Source organism: Kitasatospora kazusensis (assembly GCF_039529945.1).
Classification (GTDB): domain Bacteria; phylum Actinomycetota; class Actinomycetes; order Streptomycetales; family Streptomycetaceae; genus Kitasatospora; species Kitasatospora kazusensis.
In genome coordinates this window covers 371,473-388,972 of the sequence record NZ_BAAANT010000001.1, presented here as the reverse complement: position 1 = coordinate 388,972, position 17,500 = coordinate 371,473, and the positions used below count along the sequence as shown (strand labels likewise).

The window sequence follows — 17,500 nt, the reverse complement described above, 5'->3', positions numbered from 1 at the left end:
GGCACGGGTCCCGGCGATGGACCCGTGCCCGCCCGACGCGCCGTCACCAGGACGGCGGCTCAGCTCCGGGCTCGCGCCCGGACTCTCAGAGACCCGCGCTGAACAGCCACTCCGCCTTGAGCTCGGCGTAGCCCGGCTTGATCACGTCGGTGATCATCGCGAGCCGCTCGTCGAACGGCAGGAAGGCCGACTTCATCGCGTTGGTGGTGAACCACTCCATGTCGCCCAGCGTGTAGCCGAACGCCTCGACCAGGTGGCCGAACTCCTGGCTCATGCTGGTCCCGCTCATCAGCCGGTTGTCGGTGTTGACCGTCACCCGGAACTTCAGCCGGCTCAGCAGCCCGATCGGGTGCTCGGCGTAGGAGGCGGCCGCCGCCGTCTGCAGGTTGGAGGTCGGGCACATCTCCAGCGGGATGCGCTTGTCACGCACGTACGCGGCGAGGCGGCCGAGCTGGACGCTGCCGTCCTCGTTCACGGTGATGTCGTCGATGATCCGGACACCGTGGCCGAGCCGGTCGGCGCCGCAGCACTGCAGGGCCTCCCAGATCGACGGCAGGCCGAAGGCCTCACCGGCGTGGATGGTGAAGTGGTTGTTCTCGCCCTTGAGGTAGTCGAAGGCGGCCTGGTGGCGGGTGGGAGGGAAGCCCGCCTCGGCGCCCGCGATGTCGAACCCGACCACGCCCGAGTCGCGGTGGCGGTTGGCCAGCTCGGCGATCTCGGTCGAGCGGGCGGCGTGCCGCATGGCGGTGATCAGCGTGCCGATCCGGATCCGGTGGCCGTTGGCGCGGGCGTTGGCCTCGCCGAGGCGGAAGCCCTCCTGCACCGCCTCGACGACCTGGTCGAGGGTCAGGCCGGCCTCGAGGTGCTGCTCCGGGGCGTACCGGACCTCGGCGTAGACGACCCCGTCGGCGGCCAGGTCCTCGGCGCAGTCGGCGGCGACCTTGATCAGCGCCTCGCGGGTCTGCATCACCGCGCAGGTGTGGGCGAAGGTCTCCAGGTAGCGCGGGAGCGAACCGGAGTCGGCGGCCTCGCGGAACCAGACGCCGAGCTTGACGGGGTCGGTGGTGGGAAGACCCTCGTAACCGCAGGCGGCGGCCAGCTCGACGATGGTCTCGGGACGCAGCCCGCCGTCGAGGTGGTCGTGCAGGAGCACCTTGGGCGCACGGGCGATCTGGTCTGCGGTGGGGATGCGGGGGCCGGTGGTGCCCGCGGTGGCGGTGGTCTGCTTCTCCATTGCGGGAGTGTAGCGCCTACGCGCGTAGAATGACCACGTCGATCACCGGCGAATCCCCCGGACGGCCCAAGGCACTCCCGGACGGCCGGACGGCCGCACGCCGGAGGACCCGGCAGCGGCCCCCGAAGGCCCGAGGGGCCTCAGAGGGCGCGGACCACCGCCACCAGCGAGGCCAGCTCCGGGCGGCCCTCGGCCGCGTCGAGCGCCTCGCTCAGCGCCGCGTCGTTGGTGGGCCTGGCCCGCTCCAGCAGCTCCAGACCGGCTCGGGTCACGTCCGTGTAGATGCCGCGCCGGTCGGTCGCACAGAGGTAGCGCGACAGCAGCCCCCGGTCCTCCAGCCGGGTGACCAGGCGGGTGGTCGCACTCTGGCTCAGCACCACGGCCTCGGCGACCTCACCCATCCGCAGGTGCCCCCCCTCGCCCGAGTTCTGCCGGCTGAGCACGTCCAGCAGCGAGTACTCCCGCACGCTCAGGCCGTGGGCGCCCTGGAGCTCGCGTTCGAGGTGCGCCTCGATCTTTCCGTGCAGCAGGGCGAGTGCACACCACCCCTGCGCCGAACCGCGTCCGCCGCCCTCGCCGTGCCCGTTCCTGTCGCCGTGCCACACCGTACGGCCCTCCTCGCGCGTGTCCTACGGACCAGGATAGACCCGGTCCCGAAATAGCCAGCGTTTGCAAGTATCCAGCGTCTGCATTTATTGTCGAAGCCGTTAACAGGTCTGCACAACAATCTGGAGGACGGGCCATGCCCCTCGCACTCCTGGCCCTGGCCATCGGCGCCTTCGGGATCGGCACCACCGAGTTCGTCATCACCGGCCTGCTGCCCCAGGTGGCCGACAGCTTCGACGTGACCATCCCGTCCGCCGGGATCCTGGTCACCGGCTACGCCCTCGGGGTGGTGGCCGGCGCCCCGCTGCTCGCCGCGCTCGGCAGCCGAATCCCCCGCAAGCGGATGCTGATGCTGCTGATGGGCCTCTTCGTCCTCGGCAACGCGCTCTCCGCCGTCGCCCCCGACTTCGGGCTGCTGCTCGCCGGACGGGTCGTCGCCTCGCTCGCCCACGGCGCGTTCTTCGGCATCGGCTCGGTGCTGGCCGCCGACCTGGTGGCCCCGCACCGGAAGGCCGGCGCCATCGCGCTGATGTTCACCGGGCTCACCGTCGCCAACGTGGTCGGCGTCCCACTCGGCACCCTGGTCGGCCAGCACTTCGGCTGGCGCACCACCTTCGCCCTGGTGGCCGCGATCGGCCTGGTCGGACTGGCCGGGATCGCCGCCCTCGTCCCCGCCCGGCCCGGGCCCGGCGCCGGTCACCGCCCGGGCCCCGGGCTCCGCCGCGAACTCGCCGCCTTCCGCAACGTCCAGGTCGCGCTGGCGATGGCGATGACCGTGCTGGGCTTCGGCGGAGTCTTCGCCGCGATCACCTACATCGCACCGATGATGACCGGCCCGGCCGGCTTCGCCGACTCCTCGGTGACCTGGCTGCTGGTGCTCTTCGGCCTCGGCATGGTGGCGGGCAACCTGCTCGGCGGCCGCTTCGCCGACCGCGCGCTGATGCCCCTGCTGTACGTCTCGCTCGGCGCGCTGAGCCTGACCCTGCTGCTCTTCACCTTCACCGCGCACCACCAGCTCGCGGCCGCGATCACCATCCCGCTGCTCGGCGCCTTCGGCTTCGCGACCGTCCCCCCGCTCCAGAAGCGCGTGCTCGACCAGACCGCCGACGCCCCCACGCTCGCCTCCGCCGTCAACATCGGCGCATTCAACCTCGGCAACGCGGTGGCCGCCTGGCTCGGCGGAGTGGTCATCTCCGCCGGGTACGGGTACACCGCCCCCAACCTGGTGGGCGCGGCCCTCACCGCCTCCGCGCTCGGACTCGCCGTCCTCTCCTCCGCCCTGGAACGACGCTCCCGCGCTGCGGTGCCGGTCCCGCTGGGGTAGCGGCCCGCGCCCCGGGTCCTGCCCCGCCCGCGCTCCCTGCCGCACTCGCCCGCCGGGTACCGCCCGCGCCCCCTTGCCGCACTCGCCCGCCGAGTGGCGCCCGCACAGCAGTCAGTCGTGCTCCAGGAGCCGTCCGCGCCGGGACAGGACGAAGTCGCGGAAGGCCGCCACCGGCGGGGTCAGGGGGCGGCCGGTGGCCCAGGCCAGCCCGATCGCCCGGCGGGTGCGCGGGGCGCTGACCTCCAGGTCCACCACGCCGGGACGCGGCACCAGGGACGGCGGCAGCAGGGCCACCCCGAGCCCGGCCGCGACCAGCCCGCGCAGGGTCTCCGCCTCCTCGCCCTCGAAGGTGATCCGGGGGGCGAAGCCGGCCTCCGCACAGAACCCGTCCGTGATCGCGCGCAGCCCGTACCCCTCCTCGACCGCGACGAACGGCTCGTCCGCGACCTCGGCCAGCCGGATCCGCCGCCGCCCGGCCAGCCGGTGGTCGGCCGGCACGGTCAGGTAGAGCCGCTGTTCGTCCAGCACCCGGGCCGTCAGGTCCGGGGCGTCAGGCAGCGGTGAGACCAGGCAGAGGTCGAGCTCCCCCGCGCGCAGCCGCTCCAGCATCGCCGTGACGTAGTCCTGCACCAGCTGGAACCGCACCTTCGGGTGCTCGGCCCGGAAGTCCCGCAGCAGCGCGGGCACCGCGTCCGTCCCCATGGTGTGCAGGAAGCCGAAGGCGACCCGGCCGGCCGCCGGGTCGGCCTCCGCGCGGGCCGCCTCCGCCCCGCGCTCCAGCTCGGCGAGCGCGCGCTCGACGCCGCCGAGCAGCAGCCGCCCGGCCCGGGTCAGCCGGACGGTACGCCCCTCCCGGGAGAGCAGCTGGACCCCGAGCTCCGCCTCCAGCCGGGCGACCGCCCGGGAGAGTGTGGGCTGCGGCATCCCGAGCAGCTGCGCCGCCTGCGTCACGTGCTCCAGCCGGGCCACCGCCGCGAACTGCGCCAGCTGCGGCGCGAGCCGGGCGGCCGCACTCTGCGGATCGACCTCGGCCGGGGCGAACGGCGGCGAACTGCTGTCATACGTCATGGCATCGATTGTCGGTGATCCATGCATTGGACGCATCAGACCCGCCAGTCCTACCTTCGAGGCATGCCGCCCGCCAGTACCGGGGCATCCGCGGTCGCCCTGCCGGATGCCGCCCACCAGCCTTCCCCCTCCCAGCCGTCCGCCTCCACCGACCTCCGGCACCGCCCGGGTGACCGCGCCTTCCGGCGCTCGAACCTCGCGCTGTTCGCCGCCGGGATCGCCACCTTCGTCCTGCTGTACTCCACCCAGGGCCTGCTGCCGATCCTCTCCGCCGACCTCGGCCTGACGCCGGGCCAGGCCAGTTGGACGGCCTCGGCCGCCACCCTGGGGCTCGCCCTCGCCCTGCTCCCCGCCAGCGCGCTCTCCGACCGGTACGGACGGACGGCGGTGATGACCGCCTCGGTGGTGACCGCCTCCGGGATCGCCCTGGCGCTGCCGTTCGCCCCCGACCTGCGCACGCTGATCGTGCTGCGCCTCCTCCAGGGCGCCGCGCTCGCCGGGCTCCCGGCCACCGCGATGGCGTACCTGGCGGAGGAGGTCCACCCGAGTGCGCTGGCCTCCGCGATGGGTCTGTACGTCGCGGGCAACAGCATCGGCGGCATGGGCGGGCGGCTGGTCTCCGGCTGGACGGCGGCGGCCTGGGGCTGGCGCTGGGGGCTGGCGGCCTCGGCCGCGCTGGCCCTGCTCGCCGCGCTGGCCTTCCGGCTGCTGATCCCGGCGGCCCGGCACTTCCGCCCGGCGCCGGTGAACGCCGCCGCGCTGGCCCGTACCGTCGGCGGGCACCTGCGCAACCCCCTACTGCTGCGGCTCTACGCGCTGGGCGCGCTGTTCATGGCGGTCTTCGGCGCGGTCTACAACACCGTCGGCTACCGGCTGGTCTCCGCGCCCTTCCACCTGCCGGAGTCGGTCGCGGCCTCGATCTTCGTGGTCTATCTGGTCGGTACCGCGTCCTCGGCGGGTGCCGGACGCATCGCCGCCCGCCTCGGCCGCCGGGGCGCCCTCTACGTCGCGATCGGCGTCTGCGCGGCCGGGCTGCTGCTCTCGCTCGCCGGCTCGCTGCTCTGCGCGCTGCTCGGCCTGGTCCTGATCACGGCGGGCTTCTTCGTCGGCCACGCCACCGCCTCCTCCTCGGTGGGCCGCACCGCGACCGAGGGGCGCGCGCAGGCCTCCGCGCTCTACCTGATCGCCTACTACCTCGGCAACAGCCTCGGCGGCATCCTCGGCGCCGACGCCTACCACTCGGTCGGCTGGGACGGCGCCGCCGCCGTCGGCCTCACCGCGATGACCCTGGCCGCCGCCGTCACCCTCTACGCCACCCGCCGGGCGATCACCACCCGACGGACAGCGGCCGCCGGTACGCTGCGGGCATGAGCATCGATCCGGCCACGTACGCCCGGCTGCGCGAGATCGCCGACCAGCTTCCGCAGATCCCGGGAATCGGAAAGATAGAGATCGCCGAGGGCGAGATCGTCATGATGATGTCGCCGGTCGCGCGCCACGAACTCGCGGTACGACGGATCGCTCAGCAGTTGGAAGCCCAGCTCCCGCAGACACACCCCGGCTACATCGCCCATGGCGGCGCGGACCTCGAAGACCCTGGACTCGGCCAGCTGCGGAACCCTGATCTCATGATCTTCCCTGACGAGTTCCTCGAAAGCGAAAGACGCGCGGTCCTTCCGCATCAGGTCCTCCTCGTGATGGAGGTCGTGTCGCGGTCCAACCCGGAGAACGACTACGAGAACAAGGTCCGCGACTACGCGGCCATGGGCATCCCGCACTACCTCCTGATCGACCCCCGGGACGGCACGGGCATCGTGCACTCGACCCCGCACTACGCCTCGCGCGAGAAGTTCGCCTTCGGCGACACCATCACCGTCGGCCCCTGGTCCGTCGACACCAGCGTCCTGCGTACGTACGCCTGACGGGCCGTACGTACGCAGGACGGAGCGTCACGCGATGCGGTCCAGCACGATCGGGTTCGGGGTGAACGCGGTGCCCGCCGGGGAGACGGTGACGGCGCCTTCGAGGGCCTCGATGGCGTAGTCGTAGCGCTCGGGGGTGTCGGTGTGCAGGGTCAGCAGGGGCTGGCCCGCCACCACGGTGTCGCCCGGCTTGGCGTGCATCTCGACGCCCGCGCCGGCCTGCACCGGGTCCTCCTTGCGGGCCCGGCCGGCGCCGAGGCGCCAGGCGCAGACGCCGACGCCGTACGCGTCGAGGCCGGTGAGGATGCCGGACGCGGGGGCCGTGATGACGTGCTGCTCGCGGGCGACCGGGAGGGGGGCGTCCACGTCGCCGCCCTGGGCGCTGATCATGCGGCGCCAGTGGTCCATCGCGGAGCCGTCGCGCAGCGCGTCCGCCGGGTCCTTGCCGTGCACGCCCGCGGCCGCGAGCATCTCGCGGGCCAGCGCGAGGGTCAGCTCGACCACGTCGGCCGGGCCGCCGCCGGCCAGCACCTCGACCGACTCGCGGACCTCCAGCGCGTTGCCGGCCGTGAGGCCGAGCGGGGTGGACATGTCGGTGAGCAGCGCGACGGTGTTGACCCCGGCCGCCTTGCCGAGGCCGACCATGGTGCGGGCCAGCTCCTGGGCGTCGGCGAGGTTCTTCATGAAGGCGCCGGAGCCGACCTTCACGTCCAGCACCAGGGCGCCGGTGCCCTCGGCGATCTTCTTGGACATGATGGACGAGGCGATCAGCGGGATGGCCTCGACCGTCCCGGTCACGTCGCGCAGCGCGTAGAGCTTCTTGTCGGCGGGGGCGAGGCCGTCACCGGCCGCGCAGATCACCGCACCGGACGAGCGCAGCACGGACATCATCTCGTCGTTGGAGAGCAGCGCCCGCCAGCCGGGGATGGACTCCAGCTTGTCGAGGGTGCCGCCGGTGTGGCCGAGGCCGCGGCCGGAGAGCTGGGGCACCGACGCGCCGCAGGCGGCGACGAGCGGGGCGAGCGGCAGGGTGATCTTGTCGCCGACGCCGCCGGTGGAGTGCTTGTCGGAGGTCGGCATGCCGAGCGCGGACCAGTCCATCCGGACGCCGGAGCGGATCATCGCGTCCGTCCAGCGGCTGATCTCGCGGAGGTTCATGCCGTTCAGCAGGATCGCCATGGCCAGCGCGGACATCTGCTCGTCGGCGACCTCACCCTTGGTGTAGGCGTCGATCACCCAGTCGATCTGAGCGTCGGTCAGCTCTCCGCGATCGCGCTTGGTCCTGATGACGGAGGGGGCGTCCATGGGCTCTCCAAGAATGTGGGTCAAAAGCGAAGAGTGTCGCGAAAGGGCGGAAATGACTCCCGCCGCTTCGCGACACTCTACGCGCGTAACAAATGGATCTGCCAGAGCATCTCCGGTCGAACCTCGACGAACTGCGGAACTGCCGGACTACACCGGACTACAGCCGCTCCGGCCCGAACGCGTCGGGCAGCACCTCGGCCATGGTCTTCACGCCCGAGGGCAGCTCGACCAGCAGGTCCGGGCCGCCGTGCTCGTACAGCAGCTGGCGGCAGCGCCCGCACGGCATCAGCAGCTCGCCGGCGCCGTCCACACAGGTGAACGCCACCAGCCGGCCGCCGCCGCCGGCGTGCAGCGCGGACACCAGGCCGCACTCGGCGCAGAGCGCGAGTCCGTACGAGGCGTTCTCCACGTTGCAGCCGGTGACCGTGCGGCCGTCGTCCACCAGGGCGGCGGCGCCGACCGGGAACTTGCTGTACGGCGCGTACGCGTGTGACATCGCGTCACGGGCCGCGGTGCGCAGCGCGTCCCAGTCCACGGACCGAGCGGCCGTCACTTGCCCTGGCCCTTACGGTAGATCTGCCCGTCGGCCTTCGGCGGACGGAGCCGCTGCGAGGCCAGCGCGAGCACCACCAGGGTGATCACGTACGGCGTGGCGACGATCAGCGGGCGCGGCACGGCGTCCGAGCCCGCGTACCAGGCCGCCAGACCGGCCGCCGCCACCAGGGTGATGGCCGCGGCGGTGAACCGGCGGCGGTAGACCTGCCAGAGCAGCAGCAGCGCCAGCGCGATGGAGACCACGATCAGCAGCACGTGCACCGAGTCGGGGTCGCGCAGCTGGAGGCTGTCGGTGAAGCCGAACAGCCCGGCGCCGACGGACAGGCCGCCCGGCATCCAGTTGCCGAAGATCATGGCGGCGAGGCCGATGAAGCCGCGGTTCTGGGTCTGGCCGTCCTTGTAGAAGTGCGAGGCGACCAGCGAGAGGTACGAACCGGCGAGGCCCGCGAAGGCACCCGAGGCGATGACCGCGAGGTACTTGTACTTGTAGACGTTGACGCCGAGCGACTCGGCCGCCGTCGGGTTCTCGCCGCAGGAGCGCAGGCGCAGGCCGAAGACGGTGCGCCACAGCAGGAAGTAGCTGCCGACGATGAACACGGCGGCGATCACGATCACCACGGACAGGTCGGTGACCAGGCCGCCCAGCACACCGGCGACGTCGGAGACCAGGAACCAGTGGTGGCCCTCGATGCCCGACAGCCAGGACGAGAGCCCCGGGACGGTGATGTACGGCAGCGGGTTCGCCGGCGGGGACTGGTTGGCGCCGGCGCCGACCGAGACGTAGTCGGTGTAGTAGATCTTGTTGACGTACGCGCAGATGCCGGGGATCAGCAGGTTGATACCGACACCGGAGACGATGTGGTCGACGCCGAAGGTGACGGTGACGACCGCGTGCAGCAGACCGCCGAGCGCGCCGCCGGCCATGCCTGCGAGCAGGCCGACCCACGGGTTGACCAGGTAGCCGGCCCAGGCCCCGCAGAAGGTACCGGCCACCATCATGCCTTCGAGGCCGATGTTGACCACGCCGGCCCGCTCGGACCAGAGACCGCCGAGGCCCGCGAGGGCGATCGGCACGGCCGAGCCGAGTGCGGCGCTGATCTGGCCGGAGGAGGTCAGGCCGTGGTTGCCCGTCACTATCCCGACGGCGGAGAACAGCAGCAGCGCGGCCGCGATCAGCAGCAGCACGACCGGTACGGACAGCTTGCCCTTCTTGGCCGGCATCTTGCCGGGGACCTTCGGGCGCGCAGTGGTTGCGGTGCTCACGCGGCCACCTCCTTGTTGGCGGCCGCAGCGGCCTGGGCGGCGAGCTCGATGCCGACCTTCTGCTGCTGGCGCTTGAGGCCGTAGCGGCGCACCAGTTCATAGGCGACGACGACACAGATGACGATGGTGCCCTGCATGACCTGGACGATCTCCTGCGGGAAGCCGCCCTGGAGCGGCAGCTGCACGGCGGTGACGTCCATGAAGGCGAAGAGCAGCGCCGAGAAGACGATGCCGATGGGGCTGTTGCGACCGAGCAGGGCGATCGCGATACCGGTGAAGCCCAGGCCCTGCTGGAAGCTCGTGCCGTAGTTGAACGAGTTCTGCAGCAGGTCCGGCATGCCGATCAGGCCGGCGAGCGCGCCGGAGACGGCCATGCTGGTGAGCACCATCCGCTTGACGTTGACGCCGGAGGCCTTCGCGGCGGTCTCCGAACGGCCGGTGGCCCGCAGGTCGTAGCCGAACCGGGTGCGGGTCAGCACGACCTGGAAGAGCACCCCGACCAGCACCGCGATCAGCACGAAGCCCCAGAGGGTGCCGCCCGCCGTGTTGAACGAGAAGAAGTGGCTGGAGGCCGAGATCGGGCTGGTCTGGACGCTGTTGCTGGTGCTGCTGACCTTCGGCGCGAAGACACCGGGCACCAGCAGCACGCCGACCACCGCGAGCGAGATCGCGTTCAGCATGATGGTCGAGATGACCTCGCTGACACCCCGGTACACCTTCAGCACACCGGCGATCGAGGCCCAGATGCCACCGGCCAGCATGGCGGTGACCAGCAGCAGCGGGATCTGGATGAACGACGGCAGGTTGAGCTGGGCGCCGACGTACGCCGCGAACAGCGCGGCGATCCGGTACTGGCCCTCGACGCCGATGTTGAACAGGTTCATCCGGAAGCCGAAGGCGGCGGCCACGGCGGCCAGGTAGTACACGGTGGTGCGGTTGATGATCAGCACCTGCCCGTCCGAGGCGGTTCCGTACGTGATCATCACGTTGAACGCCTTGAACGGGTCACGGCCCGAGGTGAGCAGCAGGACCGAGCAGATCGCCACGGAGAGCAGCACCGCGAGCACCGGTGCGGCGAGACCGAGCACGATGCGCTCGGTGTCGAACCGCTGGGCAAGCGTGCGCTTGGCAGGGTTGGGACTGGTCATGTGGGTTACTCCCCCGCCTGCGGGTCGGCTTCGGCGGTCTCGGTGGGCTCGGCCTCGGCCTCGGAGGTCCCGGCCTCGGCGACTGTCGCCTCAGCGGTCTCGGTTCCGTCCTCGGCGGCGACGGCGGTCTCGGCCGTGGTGCCCTCGGCGGCGACGGCCTCGGCGGCGGCCAGGGCATCGGCGTCCGACTCGATGTGGCCGGCGGCCGCACCGGTCATCGCGGTGCCCAGGTCCTCGGCCGTGACGGTCGCCGGGTCGGCGTCCGCGACCAGCCGGCCCCGGTAGATCACCCGGATGGTGTCGGAGAGCCCGATCAGCTCGTCCAGGTCGGCGGAGATCAGCAGCACCGCCAGGCCCTCGCGCTGGGCGGCCCGGATCTGGTCCCAGATCTGCGCCTGCGCGCCGACGTCCACACCGCGGGTCGGGTGGGCCGCGATCAGCAGCTTGGGGTTGTGGCTCATCTCGCGGCCGATGATCAGCTTCTGCTGGTTGCCGCCGGAGAGGGAGGCCGCGGTGACCTCGATGCCGGGGGTGCGGACGTCGTACTCGGCGACGATCCGCAGGGTGTCCTTGCGGGCCCCGGCCGGGTCCAGCAGGAAGCCCTTGGAGTTCGGGGCCTCGGTGACGTGCCCGAGCATCCGGTTCTCCCAGAGCGGGGCCTCCAGCAGCAGGCCGTGCTTGTGGCGGTCCTCGGGGATGTAGCCGATGCCGGCCTCGCGGCGGGCGCGGGTCAGCCGGTCGGAGATGTCGGTGCCGTCCAGCACGACCGTGCCGGCGTCCGGCGGCAGCATGCCCATGATGGCCTCGACCAGTTCGGCCTGGCCGTTGCCCTCGACACCCGCGATCCCGAGGATCTCGCCCTTGTGGATGGCGAGCGAGATGTCGTCCAGGACGACGCGCTCGATGCCCTCGATGTCGGCCTTGGCGATCCGCAGGCCTTCGACCCGGAGCATCTCGGTCTCGGTGACGGTCGACTCGCGGCTCTCCGGGGAGGGCAGCTCCGCGCCGACCATCATCTCGGCGAGCTGGCGGGCCGTGACGGTCTTCGGGTCCGCGTCGCCGACCGTGGTGCCGCGGCGGATGACGCTGATCGCGTCCGCCACCGAGAGCACCTCGTGCAGCTTGTGCGAGATGAAGATGACCGTGACGCCCTCGGACTTGAGGTCGCGGAGGTTGCCGAACAGCGCCTCCACCTCGTGCGGCACGAGGACGGCGGTGGGCTCGTCCAGGATCAGGATCTTCGCGCCGCGGTACAGCACCTTGAGGATCTCGACCCGCTGCCGCTCGGCGACACCGAGGTCCTCGACCAGGACCTCCGGGCGGACGCCCAGGCCGTACTGGTCGGAGATCTCCTTGATCTTCGCCTTGGCCCTGGCTCCTATGCCGTGCAGGCTCTCGCCGCCGAGGACGACGTTCTCCCACACCGTGAGGTTGTCGGCCAGCATGAAGTGCTGGTGCACCATGCCGATGCCGCGCGCGATGGCGTCGCCGGGAGTGTGGAACTCGACCAACTCGCCGTCGATGGCGATGGTGCCCTCGTCGGGACGCTGCATCCCGTAGAGGATCTTCATCAGGGTCGACTTGCCGGCGCCGTTCTCACCCATCAGGGCGTGCACGGTGCCTCGGGCGACGGTGATGTCGATGTCGTGGTTGGCCACGACGCCGGGGAAGCGCTTGGTGATGCCGCGCAGTTCGACGGCCGGTGTCGCCGTCCCCGCGCTGGGGGTGCCGCCCAAGTTCTGGGCGGGATCGGAAGCGGTGATGGCGATCTCCTGGTGATCGGGAGGCGCGTCGTTGCGCTGGAGGGCCAAGATCGGGGAAGGATCAGTGAACGGGAAAGGACGGGGCCCGGTGGGCGCGCGTCAAGCGCACCCCGCCGGGCCCCTCCCTGCTGCTACAGGTACTGCGGTACTCGTTCCCGGTGCCGCCGCCGCTGCGGCGGCACCGGTGCGTCAGTGCTCGGATCGGCGCCGGTCAGGTACAGCATCGACCAGGTGGGGCGCTGATCCCGGGACTGACTCGCGCCCGTACTTACGGGGCGGTCGGAACCTTGACGGCACCCGAGGTGATCTGCTGGGCGGCGGCGTCCAGCTGCGACTTGATGTCGTCGATGTGGTTGCCGGTGGTGGCCAGGCTGACACCGTTCGCCTTGAGGTCGAAGGTCTTGACGCCGGTGAGCGGGTTGCCGTTCTTGGCAGCCGTGATGTAGGCGAGCACAGCGGTGTCCACGTTCTTCACCATCGAGGTGAGGATGTGGTCCTTGTACTTCGACAGGGCCGGCTGGGCGGCCTGGTCGGAGTCGACGCCGATGGCCCACTTGCCGGCCATCGCGACGGCCTCGATCGAACCGGAGCCCGAGGAGCCGGCCGCCGAGTAGATGACGTCCGCGCCCTTGTCCAGCTGGCCCTGGGCGGCTTCCTTGCCCTTGCCCGGGTCGTTGAACCCGGTGAAGTCCGGCGGGGTGGACAGGTAGGTGGTCTCGACCGCGATGCTCGGGTCGACCGACTTCACACCCGCCTTGTAACCGGCCTCGAACTTCTTGATCAGCTCGGACTGCACACCGCCGATGAAGCCGACGTGCTTGGTCTTGGACTTCAGGGCGGCGGCGACGCCGGCCAGGTACGAGCCCTCCTGCTCGGTGAACGTCAGCGAGGTGACGTTGCTCGGCTGGGTGGTGGAGGAGGAGTCGATGATCGCGAACTTGACGTTCGGGTTGTCCTTGGCGACCTTCTCGACGGCCGGCTGGTAGACGAAGCCGACGGCGATGATCGGGTTGAAACCGGCCGACACCAGGCTGGTGAGGCGGGTCTCCTTGTCGGCCTCGGCCTCGCCGGTCTTGGCCTCGGCCTCGCTGACGGTGACGCCCAGCTGGCTCTTGGCGTTGTCCAGACCGCGGGCGGCGGAGTCGTTGAACGACTGGTCGCCACGGCCGCCGATGTCGTACGCCATGCCGACCTTGAGGGTCGAGCCGGAGCCGGCGGAAGTGGTGGTGTCGGTGCTCTTTGCGCCGCAAGCGGCGAGCGAGGCGATGCCCAGGGAACCCGAGAGCACTACCGCGGCGAGCTTCATTGAACGGCGCAAGGGAGTATCTCCTTCTCACACACCCGTATGGCGTGGTCGAGCGCCACCGTAACGCGCGTAGAACACGGTTGTGTTACGGCCTGCTAGGGCATTCGGGTTGTTATCAAAATGTGGTGCTACGTCCGGACTAATCGGACAAAGCGCGACACTTTGTAGGCCCCGTTGTCACTACCCAGTGGTAGTGAGTGAACACCCTGAGCCGCCTCCGACTCAAGCCGGGTCAGCTCCGGCCGTGCTCCAGGGCGAGCGAGGAGAACAGCTCGACGCCGACGCCGATGGCCCGTTCGTCCACGTCGAAACGGCCCTGGTGCAGGTCACAGCCGACCGAGTCGTGCGGCGGCCGGACGCCCAGCCGGGCCAGGGCGCCGGGGGCGTGCTCCAGGTACCAGGAGAAGTCCTCGCCCCCGAGGCTCTGCTCGGTGTCCTCCACCACCGGCCCGCCGGCGGGCACCGGGCCGCCGCCCGCGCCGAAGCGGGCCGTCATCGCCGTCTCGAACTGGGCGATCGAGTCGGCCTCGTTCACCACCGGCGGCACCCCCCGGTGGTAGTCGAGCGTCCACTTCGCCCGGTGGGTCTCGGCGATCCTCGCGATCAGCTCGTGCAGCACCTCGGGCGCCTCGCGCCAGCCCGCCAGCTCCAGGCAGCGGACGGTGCCCTCCAGCTCGGCGTGCTGCGGGATGACGTTCGGCGCCGAGCCGGCCGCGATCCGGCCCCAGACCAGGCTGACGCCCCAGCGCGGGTCCAGCCGGCGGGCCAGCGCCGGCGGCAGGTCGGCCGCCATCCGGGCGATCGCGGTGACCAGGTCGGTGGTCAGGTACGGCCGGGCGGTGTGACCGCCGGGGCCGTCCAGCTTCAGCGAGAGCAGGTCGCAGGCCGAGGTGATCGCGCCGGTCTTCAGCCCGATCCGGCCGACGCTCACCTTCGGGTCGCAGTGCACCGCGAAGATCCGGCCGACACCCTCCATCCCGCCCGCCTTGATGACGTCGAGCGCACCGCCCGGCATCACCTCCTCGGCGGGCTGGAAGATCAACCGCACCGGCTGCTTCAACTCCCCCGTCCGGGCGGCCTGCGCCAGGACCAGCGCGGTGCCCAGCACGACCGAGGTGTGCACGTCGTGCCCGCAGGCGTGCGCCCGGCCCGGAAGTGTCGAGCGGTAGGGGACGTCTGACTTGGCGTCATCGATCGGCAGTGCGTCGATGTCCGCCCGGAAGGCCAGCACCGGCGTGCCGGACTTGAGGCCGGCCGGTGCGATGTCGACGGTCATCCCGGTGCCGCCGGGGAGCACCCGGGGCGAGAGGCCGGCCTCCAGCATGCGCTCGCGGAGCAGCCGGGTGGTGCGGAACTCCTGACGGCCCAACTCGGGGTGCCGGTGCAGATCACGGCGGAAGGCGATCAGCTCGGCCTCGTAGGCGCGCACCCGCGCGCGCAGGTCGGAACCGGGGCGGGCAGGGGTGCGGGGCGCCTGATCGGCGTGCTGAGGATGGTTCACCTCAACAAGGGTAGGCCGGTGAGCTGCTTTTGGCTGGGTTTCTCCGATTTGGCTGCCCGGATGGACGCATACCGGCTCCGAAGCTGGGTATGACTTCACGTTTCAGCCGCCTTCCCGGTGATCACCGTCCTGTGCAACGACCGACGGTCGCACAGGACACGCACAGGAGACGCACGGGACGTGGACGGCGGGTGGCGAAGACGCGCGCAAGCCGAGCTACGCGCGTCCATGACCGATATGTCCGGCCGATTGGTCATGCGCTGGCAAAGCTTTGGTTCAAGGTCTTGAGCTGCGCACTCTTGTCCGAATAAACAACTACCGCACAGTCAACTTCGGTGTCATGGCTGATCACCGGCCGTGGCCCGCTCCGTCATGACCTCACGAAGGCGCATGACGGTCCGTCCTTACCGAGAAGTGGGGAACCCACGTGCCAGCAGCACGCAGCCGGCTCTCCCGGATAGCCGTCGCGGCTCCCGCCGCCACCGCGCTGATCCTGGGAACGCTCGCGGTCGCCAGTCCCTCCGTCGCCGCAACGCCGACGGGTGAGCAGACCGCCAAGCAGCTCCCGGGCAGCCACCCCTTCTGGGCCACCCCGCAGACCGACGCCGGTGTCGTCGCCGACGCCACCCCCGCCAGCGCCCGGGTGTACCTGGCCGGCCAGGACCAGGCCGGTCTGGCCGCCCTCGCCAAGTCCGTCTCGGACGTGAACTCGGACTCCTACGGGAAGTTCCTGTCCGCCGAGGACGCCAAGGCCCGTTTCGACGCCACCCCGGCCCAGGTCAAGGCGGTCACCGCCTGGCTGAAGAGCGCCGGCCTCACCGTCACGGCCAGCAGCAACCACTACCTGGACGTCGCGGGCAACACCGGCGCCCTCGCCAAGGCGTTCAGCGCGCCGATCCACTCGTACCGCACGGCGACGGGCATCCAGACCGCCCCCGCCAAGGACGCCGTCGTGCCCGCCGCGGTCGCCGGCGCGGTGCTCGGTGTCTCCAACCTCAGCAGCGTGCCCCACCGGGTCATCTCCGACGCCGTCTCGGTGAAGGACGCGGAGGCCGCGGCCAACGCGACCGCCGCCCGGACGGCCCCGAACGCGCTCGTCGCCAACACGAAGCCGGCCGCCGGCCTGCCCACCGTGGCGACCTGCTCGGAGAACGGCTACGGCACCAAGCCCGCCCAGGGCGCCCCGGCCGGCTACGAGAAGAACGAGCCTTTCGCCCCCTGCTCGTACATCCCGTCGCAGATCCGCAAGGCGTACGGCGTGACGGACGCGAAGGTCACCGGCAAGGGTGCCCGCGTCGCGATCATCGACGCCTACGGCCTCTCCACCATGGAGCAGGACGCCAACCACTTCTCCACCGCGCACGGCGACCAGCCGTTCGCACCGGGGCAGTACAAGGAGGTCGTCACTCCGGACAAGTGGAACAGCCAGAAGGACTGCGGCGACTGGTCGGGCGAGGAGTCGCTCGACGTCGAGATGGTGCACGGGCTCGCGCCCGACGCCCAGGTCACCTACGTCGGTGCCAACTCCTGCAACGACGGTGACCTCAACGCCGCCATGGCGTCGGTCGTCGACAACCACCTGGCCGACATCGTCTCCAACTCGTGGGGCGAGATCATGCACGGCAAGAGCGGGGACATCGACCCCGCCGTCGTCGCGGCCGACAACCAGATCTTCGAGCTGGGCGCGGTCGAGGGCATCGGCTTCACCTTCTCCAGCGGTGACTGCGGCGACAGCTCCCCCACCGCCGCCAAGACCGGTGTGAACTGCCAGGCCGACACCAACCAGGCGCAGGCCGACTGGCCGTCCGCCTCGCCGTGGATCACCTCCGTCGGCGGCACCGCGCTGGAGCTCGGCAACAAGGCCGGCCAGTACGGCCACGAGGTCTCGATGGGCGACCAGCGCTCGGTGCTCTCGGCCGACCAGAAGTCCTGGACCCCGATGCCCGGCTTCTTCTACTTCGGTGGTGGCGGCGGCGTCTCGGCCGACTTCCCGCAGCCGTGGTACCAGAAGGGCGTCGTCCCGGACTCGGTCTCGACCGTGGCCGCGAACGGCACCAAGTCGGCGACCCCGCTGCGTGCCACCCCGGACGTCGCGATGAGCGGTGACCTGGTCGCCGCCACCCTGGTCGGCTACACCCCGGCCGGCGGCGCGTACAGCGAGGGCGGCTACGGCGGCACCTCGGTCGCCGCTCCGGAGTACGCGGCCATCCAGGCCGACGCCATCCAGGCCCGTGGCGGCCGTGCGATCGGCTTCGCCAACCCGTCGATCTACGACCGGGCCGGCACCAAGGCGTTCCACGACGTCAACGACTCCGCCGTGCACAACAAGTTCGGCAACGTGGTCGACCTCGGTATGGTCGGCGGCGCGCTGAAGGTCCGCCTGTACAAGATCGGGGCCGACTACGGCCTCACCGCGACCAAGGGCTACGACACCGCGACCGGTGTCGGCACCCCCGACGGCCGCTACTTCTTCAAGTCGTTCCAGCTGCCCAAGCACTGACACGA

At 71.1% G+C, this 17,500-nt stretch carries 14 protein-coding genes; 4 read left to right on the top strand and 10 right to left on the bottom strand.

Annotation, left to right across the window (positions count from 1 at the left end; translation table 11 throughout):
• Positions 1–85 precede the first annotated feature (85 nt).
• The gene (locus ABD330_RS01835) at positions 86–1,234 is read right to left on the bottom strand and encodes an adenosine deaminase (RefSeq protein ID WP_344459916.1); all 1,149 of its coding nucleotides are present in this window, start codon (positions 1,232–1,234) and stop codon (positions 86–88) included.
• Between the two features lie 140 nt (positions 1,235–1,374).
• Positions 1,375–1,839: a MarR family winged helix-turn-helix transcriptional regulator gene (locus ABD330_RS01830; protein WP_344459914.1), complete on the bottom strand. Its 465-nt coding sequence runs from the start codon at positions 1,837–1,839 to the stop codon at positions 1,375–1,377.
• Between the two features lie 137 nt (positions 1,840–1,976).
• Here ABD330_RS01830 and ABD330_RS01825 point away from each other — a divergent pair, with 137 nt between their 5' ends.
• Positions 1,977–3,164, top strand: a complete 1,188-nt coding sequence (locus tag ABD330_RS01825; RefSeq protein WP_344459913.1) for an MFS transporter — start codon at positions 1,977–1,979, stop codon at positions 3,162–3,164.
• 111 nt (positions 3,165–3,275) lie between these two features.
• Here the strand turns inward: ABD330_RS01825 and ABD330_RS01820 are convergent, their stop codons facing one another.
• Positions 3,276–4,232: a LysR family transcriptional regulator gene (locus tag ABD330_RS01820; protein ID WP_344459911.1), complete on the bottom strand. Its 957-nt coding sequence runs from the start codon at positions 4,230–4,232 to the stop codon at positions 3,276–3,278.
• Positions 4,233–4,295: 63 nt separating this feature from the next.
• On the opposite strand from ABD330_RS01820, the gene ABD330_RS01815 reads away from it, so the two are divergent.
• Positions 4,296–5,603 (top strand): MFS transporter, encoded by a 1,308-nt coding sequence (locus ABD330_RS01815; RefSeq protein WP_344459909.1) that lies wholly within the window; start codon positions 4,296–4,298, stop codon positions 5,601–5,603.
• Complete coding sequence (locus ABD330_RS01810) at positions 5,600–6,154, top strand: Uma2 family endonuclease (protein ID WP_344459908.1); 555 nt, start codon at positions 5,600–5,602, stop codon at positions 6,152–6,154. The genes ABD330_RS01815 and ABD330_RS01810 overlap by 4 nt, the downstream gene beginning before the upstream one ends.
• A gap of 27 nt (positions 6,155–6,181) precedes the next feature.
• Here ABD330_RS01810 and ABD330_RS01805 read toward each other — a convergent pair whose 3' ends face one another.
• The 7 genes from ABD330_RS01805 to ABD330_RS01775 form a co-directional block, all read right to left on the bottom strand.
• Positions 6,182–7,459 (bottom strand): thymidine phosphorylase, encoded by a 1,278-nt coding sequence (locus tag ABD330_RS01805; protein ID WP_344459906.1) that lies wholly within the window; start codon positions 7,457–7,459, stop codon positions 6,182–6,184.
• Positions 7,460–7,616: 157 nt separating this feature from the next.
• Positions 7,617–8,012 carry a cytidine deaminase gene (locus tag ABD330_RS01800; RefSeq protein ID WP_344459904.1) on the bottom strand — a complete coding sequence of 132 codons (396 nt, stop codon included), beginning with the start codon at positions 8,010–8,012 and terminating at the stop codon, positions 7,617–7,619.
• Entirely contained in the window at positions 8,009–9,235 is a 1,227-nt protein-coding gene (locus tag ABD330_RS01795) for an ABC transporter permease (RefSeq protein ID WP_344460038.1), read from the bottom strand. Before ABD330_RS01795 ends, ABD330_RS01800 begins: the two co-directional genes overlap by 4 nt.
• A gap of 38 nt (positions 9,236–9,273) precedes the next feature.
• Positions 9,274–10,425, bottom strand: coding sequence for an ABC transporter permease (locus tag ABD330_RS01790; RefSeq protein WP_344459902.1), 1,152 nt, complete (start codon positions 10,423–10,425; stop codon positions 9,274–9,276).
• A gap of 5 nt (positions 10,426–10,430) precedes the next feature.
• Positions 10,431–12,029, bottom strand: a complete 1,599-nt coding sequence (locus ABD330_RS01785; protein ID WP_425555404.1) for an ABC transporter ATP-binding protein — start codon at positions 12,027–12,029, stop codon at positions 10,431–10,433.
• A gap of 427 nt (positions 12,030–12,456) precedes the next feature.
• Positions 12,457–13,506, bottom strand: a complete 1,050-nt coding sequence (locus ABD330_RS01780) for a BMP family lipoprotein (protein WP_344459901.1) — start codon at positions 13,504–13,506, stop codon at positions 12,457–12,459.
• A 220-nt stretch (positions 13,507–13,726) separates the two neighbouring features.
• Entirely contained in the window at positions 13,727–14,995 is a 1,269-nt protein-coding gene (locus ABD330_RS01775; protein ID WP_425555398.1) for an amidohydrolase, read from the bottom strand.
• Positions 14,996–15,422: 427 nt separating this feature from the next.
• Between ABD330_RS01775 and ABD330_RS01770 the strand changes: the two genes are divergently transcribed.
• Positions 15,423–17,495, top strand: a complete 2,073-nt coding sequence (locus tag ABD330_RS01770; protein ID WP_344459899.1) for a S53 family peptidase — start codon at positions 15,423–15,425, stop codon at positions 17,493–17,495.
• Positions 17,496–17,500 lie beyond the last annotated feature (5 nt).

Coding starts and splice junctions, on each gene's coding strand:
- ABD330_RS01810 (WP_344459908.1), top strand. CDS start 5,600: ATGAGCATCGATCCGGCCACGTACGCCCGGCTGCGCGAGATCGCCGAC.
- ABD330_RS01825 (WP_344459913.1), top strand. CDS start 1,977: ATGCCCCTCGCACTCCTGGCCCTGGCCATCGGCGCCTTCGGGATCGGC.
- ABD330_RS01785 (WP_425555404.1), bottom strand. CDS start 12,029: ATGGGTGAGAACGGCGCCGGCAAGTCGACCCTGATGAAGATCCTCTAC.
- ABD330_RS01815 (WP_344459909.1), top strand. CDS start 4,296: ATGCCGCCCGCCAGTACCGGGGCATCCGCGGTCGCCCTGCCGGATGCC.
- ABD330_RS01820 (WP_344459911.1), bottom strand. CDS start 4,232: ATGACGTATGACAGCAGTTCGCCGCCGTTCGCCCCGGCCGAGGTCGAT.
- ABD330_RS01835 (WP_344459916.1), bottom strand. CDS start 1,234: ATGGAGAAGCAGACCACCGCCACCGCGGGCACCACCGGCCCCCGCATC.
- ABD330_RS01795 (WP_344460038.1), bottom strand. CDS start 9,235: ATGCCGGCCAAGAAGGGCAAGCTGTCCGTACCGGTCGTGCTGCTGCTG.
- ABD330_RS01805 (WP_344459906.1), bottom strand. CDS start 7,459: ATGGACGCCCCCTCCGTCATCAGGACCAAGCGCGATCGCGGAGAGCTG.
- ABD330_RS01790 (WP_344459902.1), bottom strand. CDS start 10,425: ATGACCAGTCCCAACCCTGCCAAGCGCACGCTTGCCCAGCGGTTCGAC.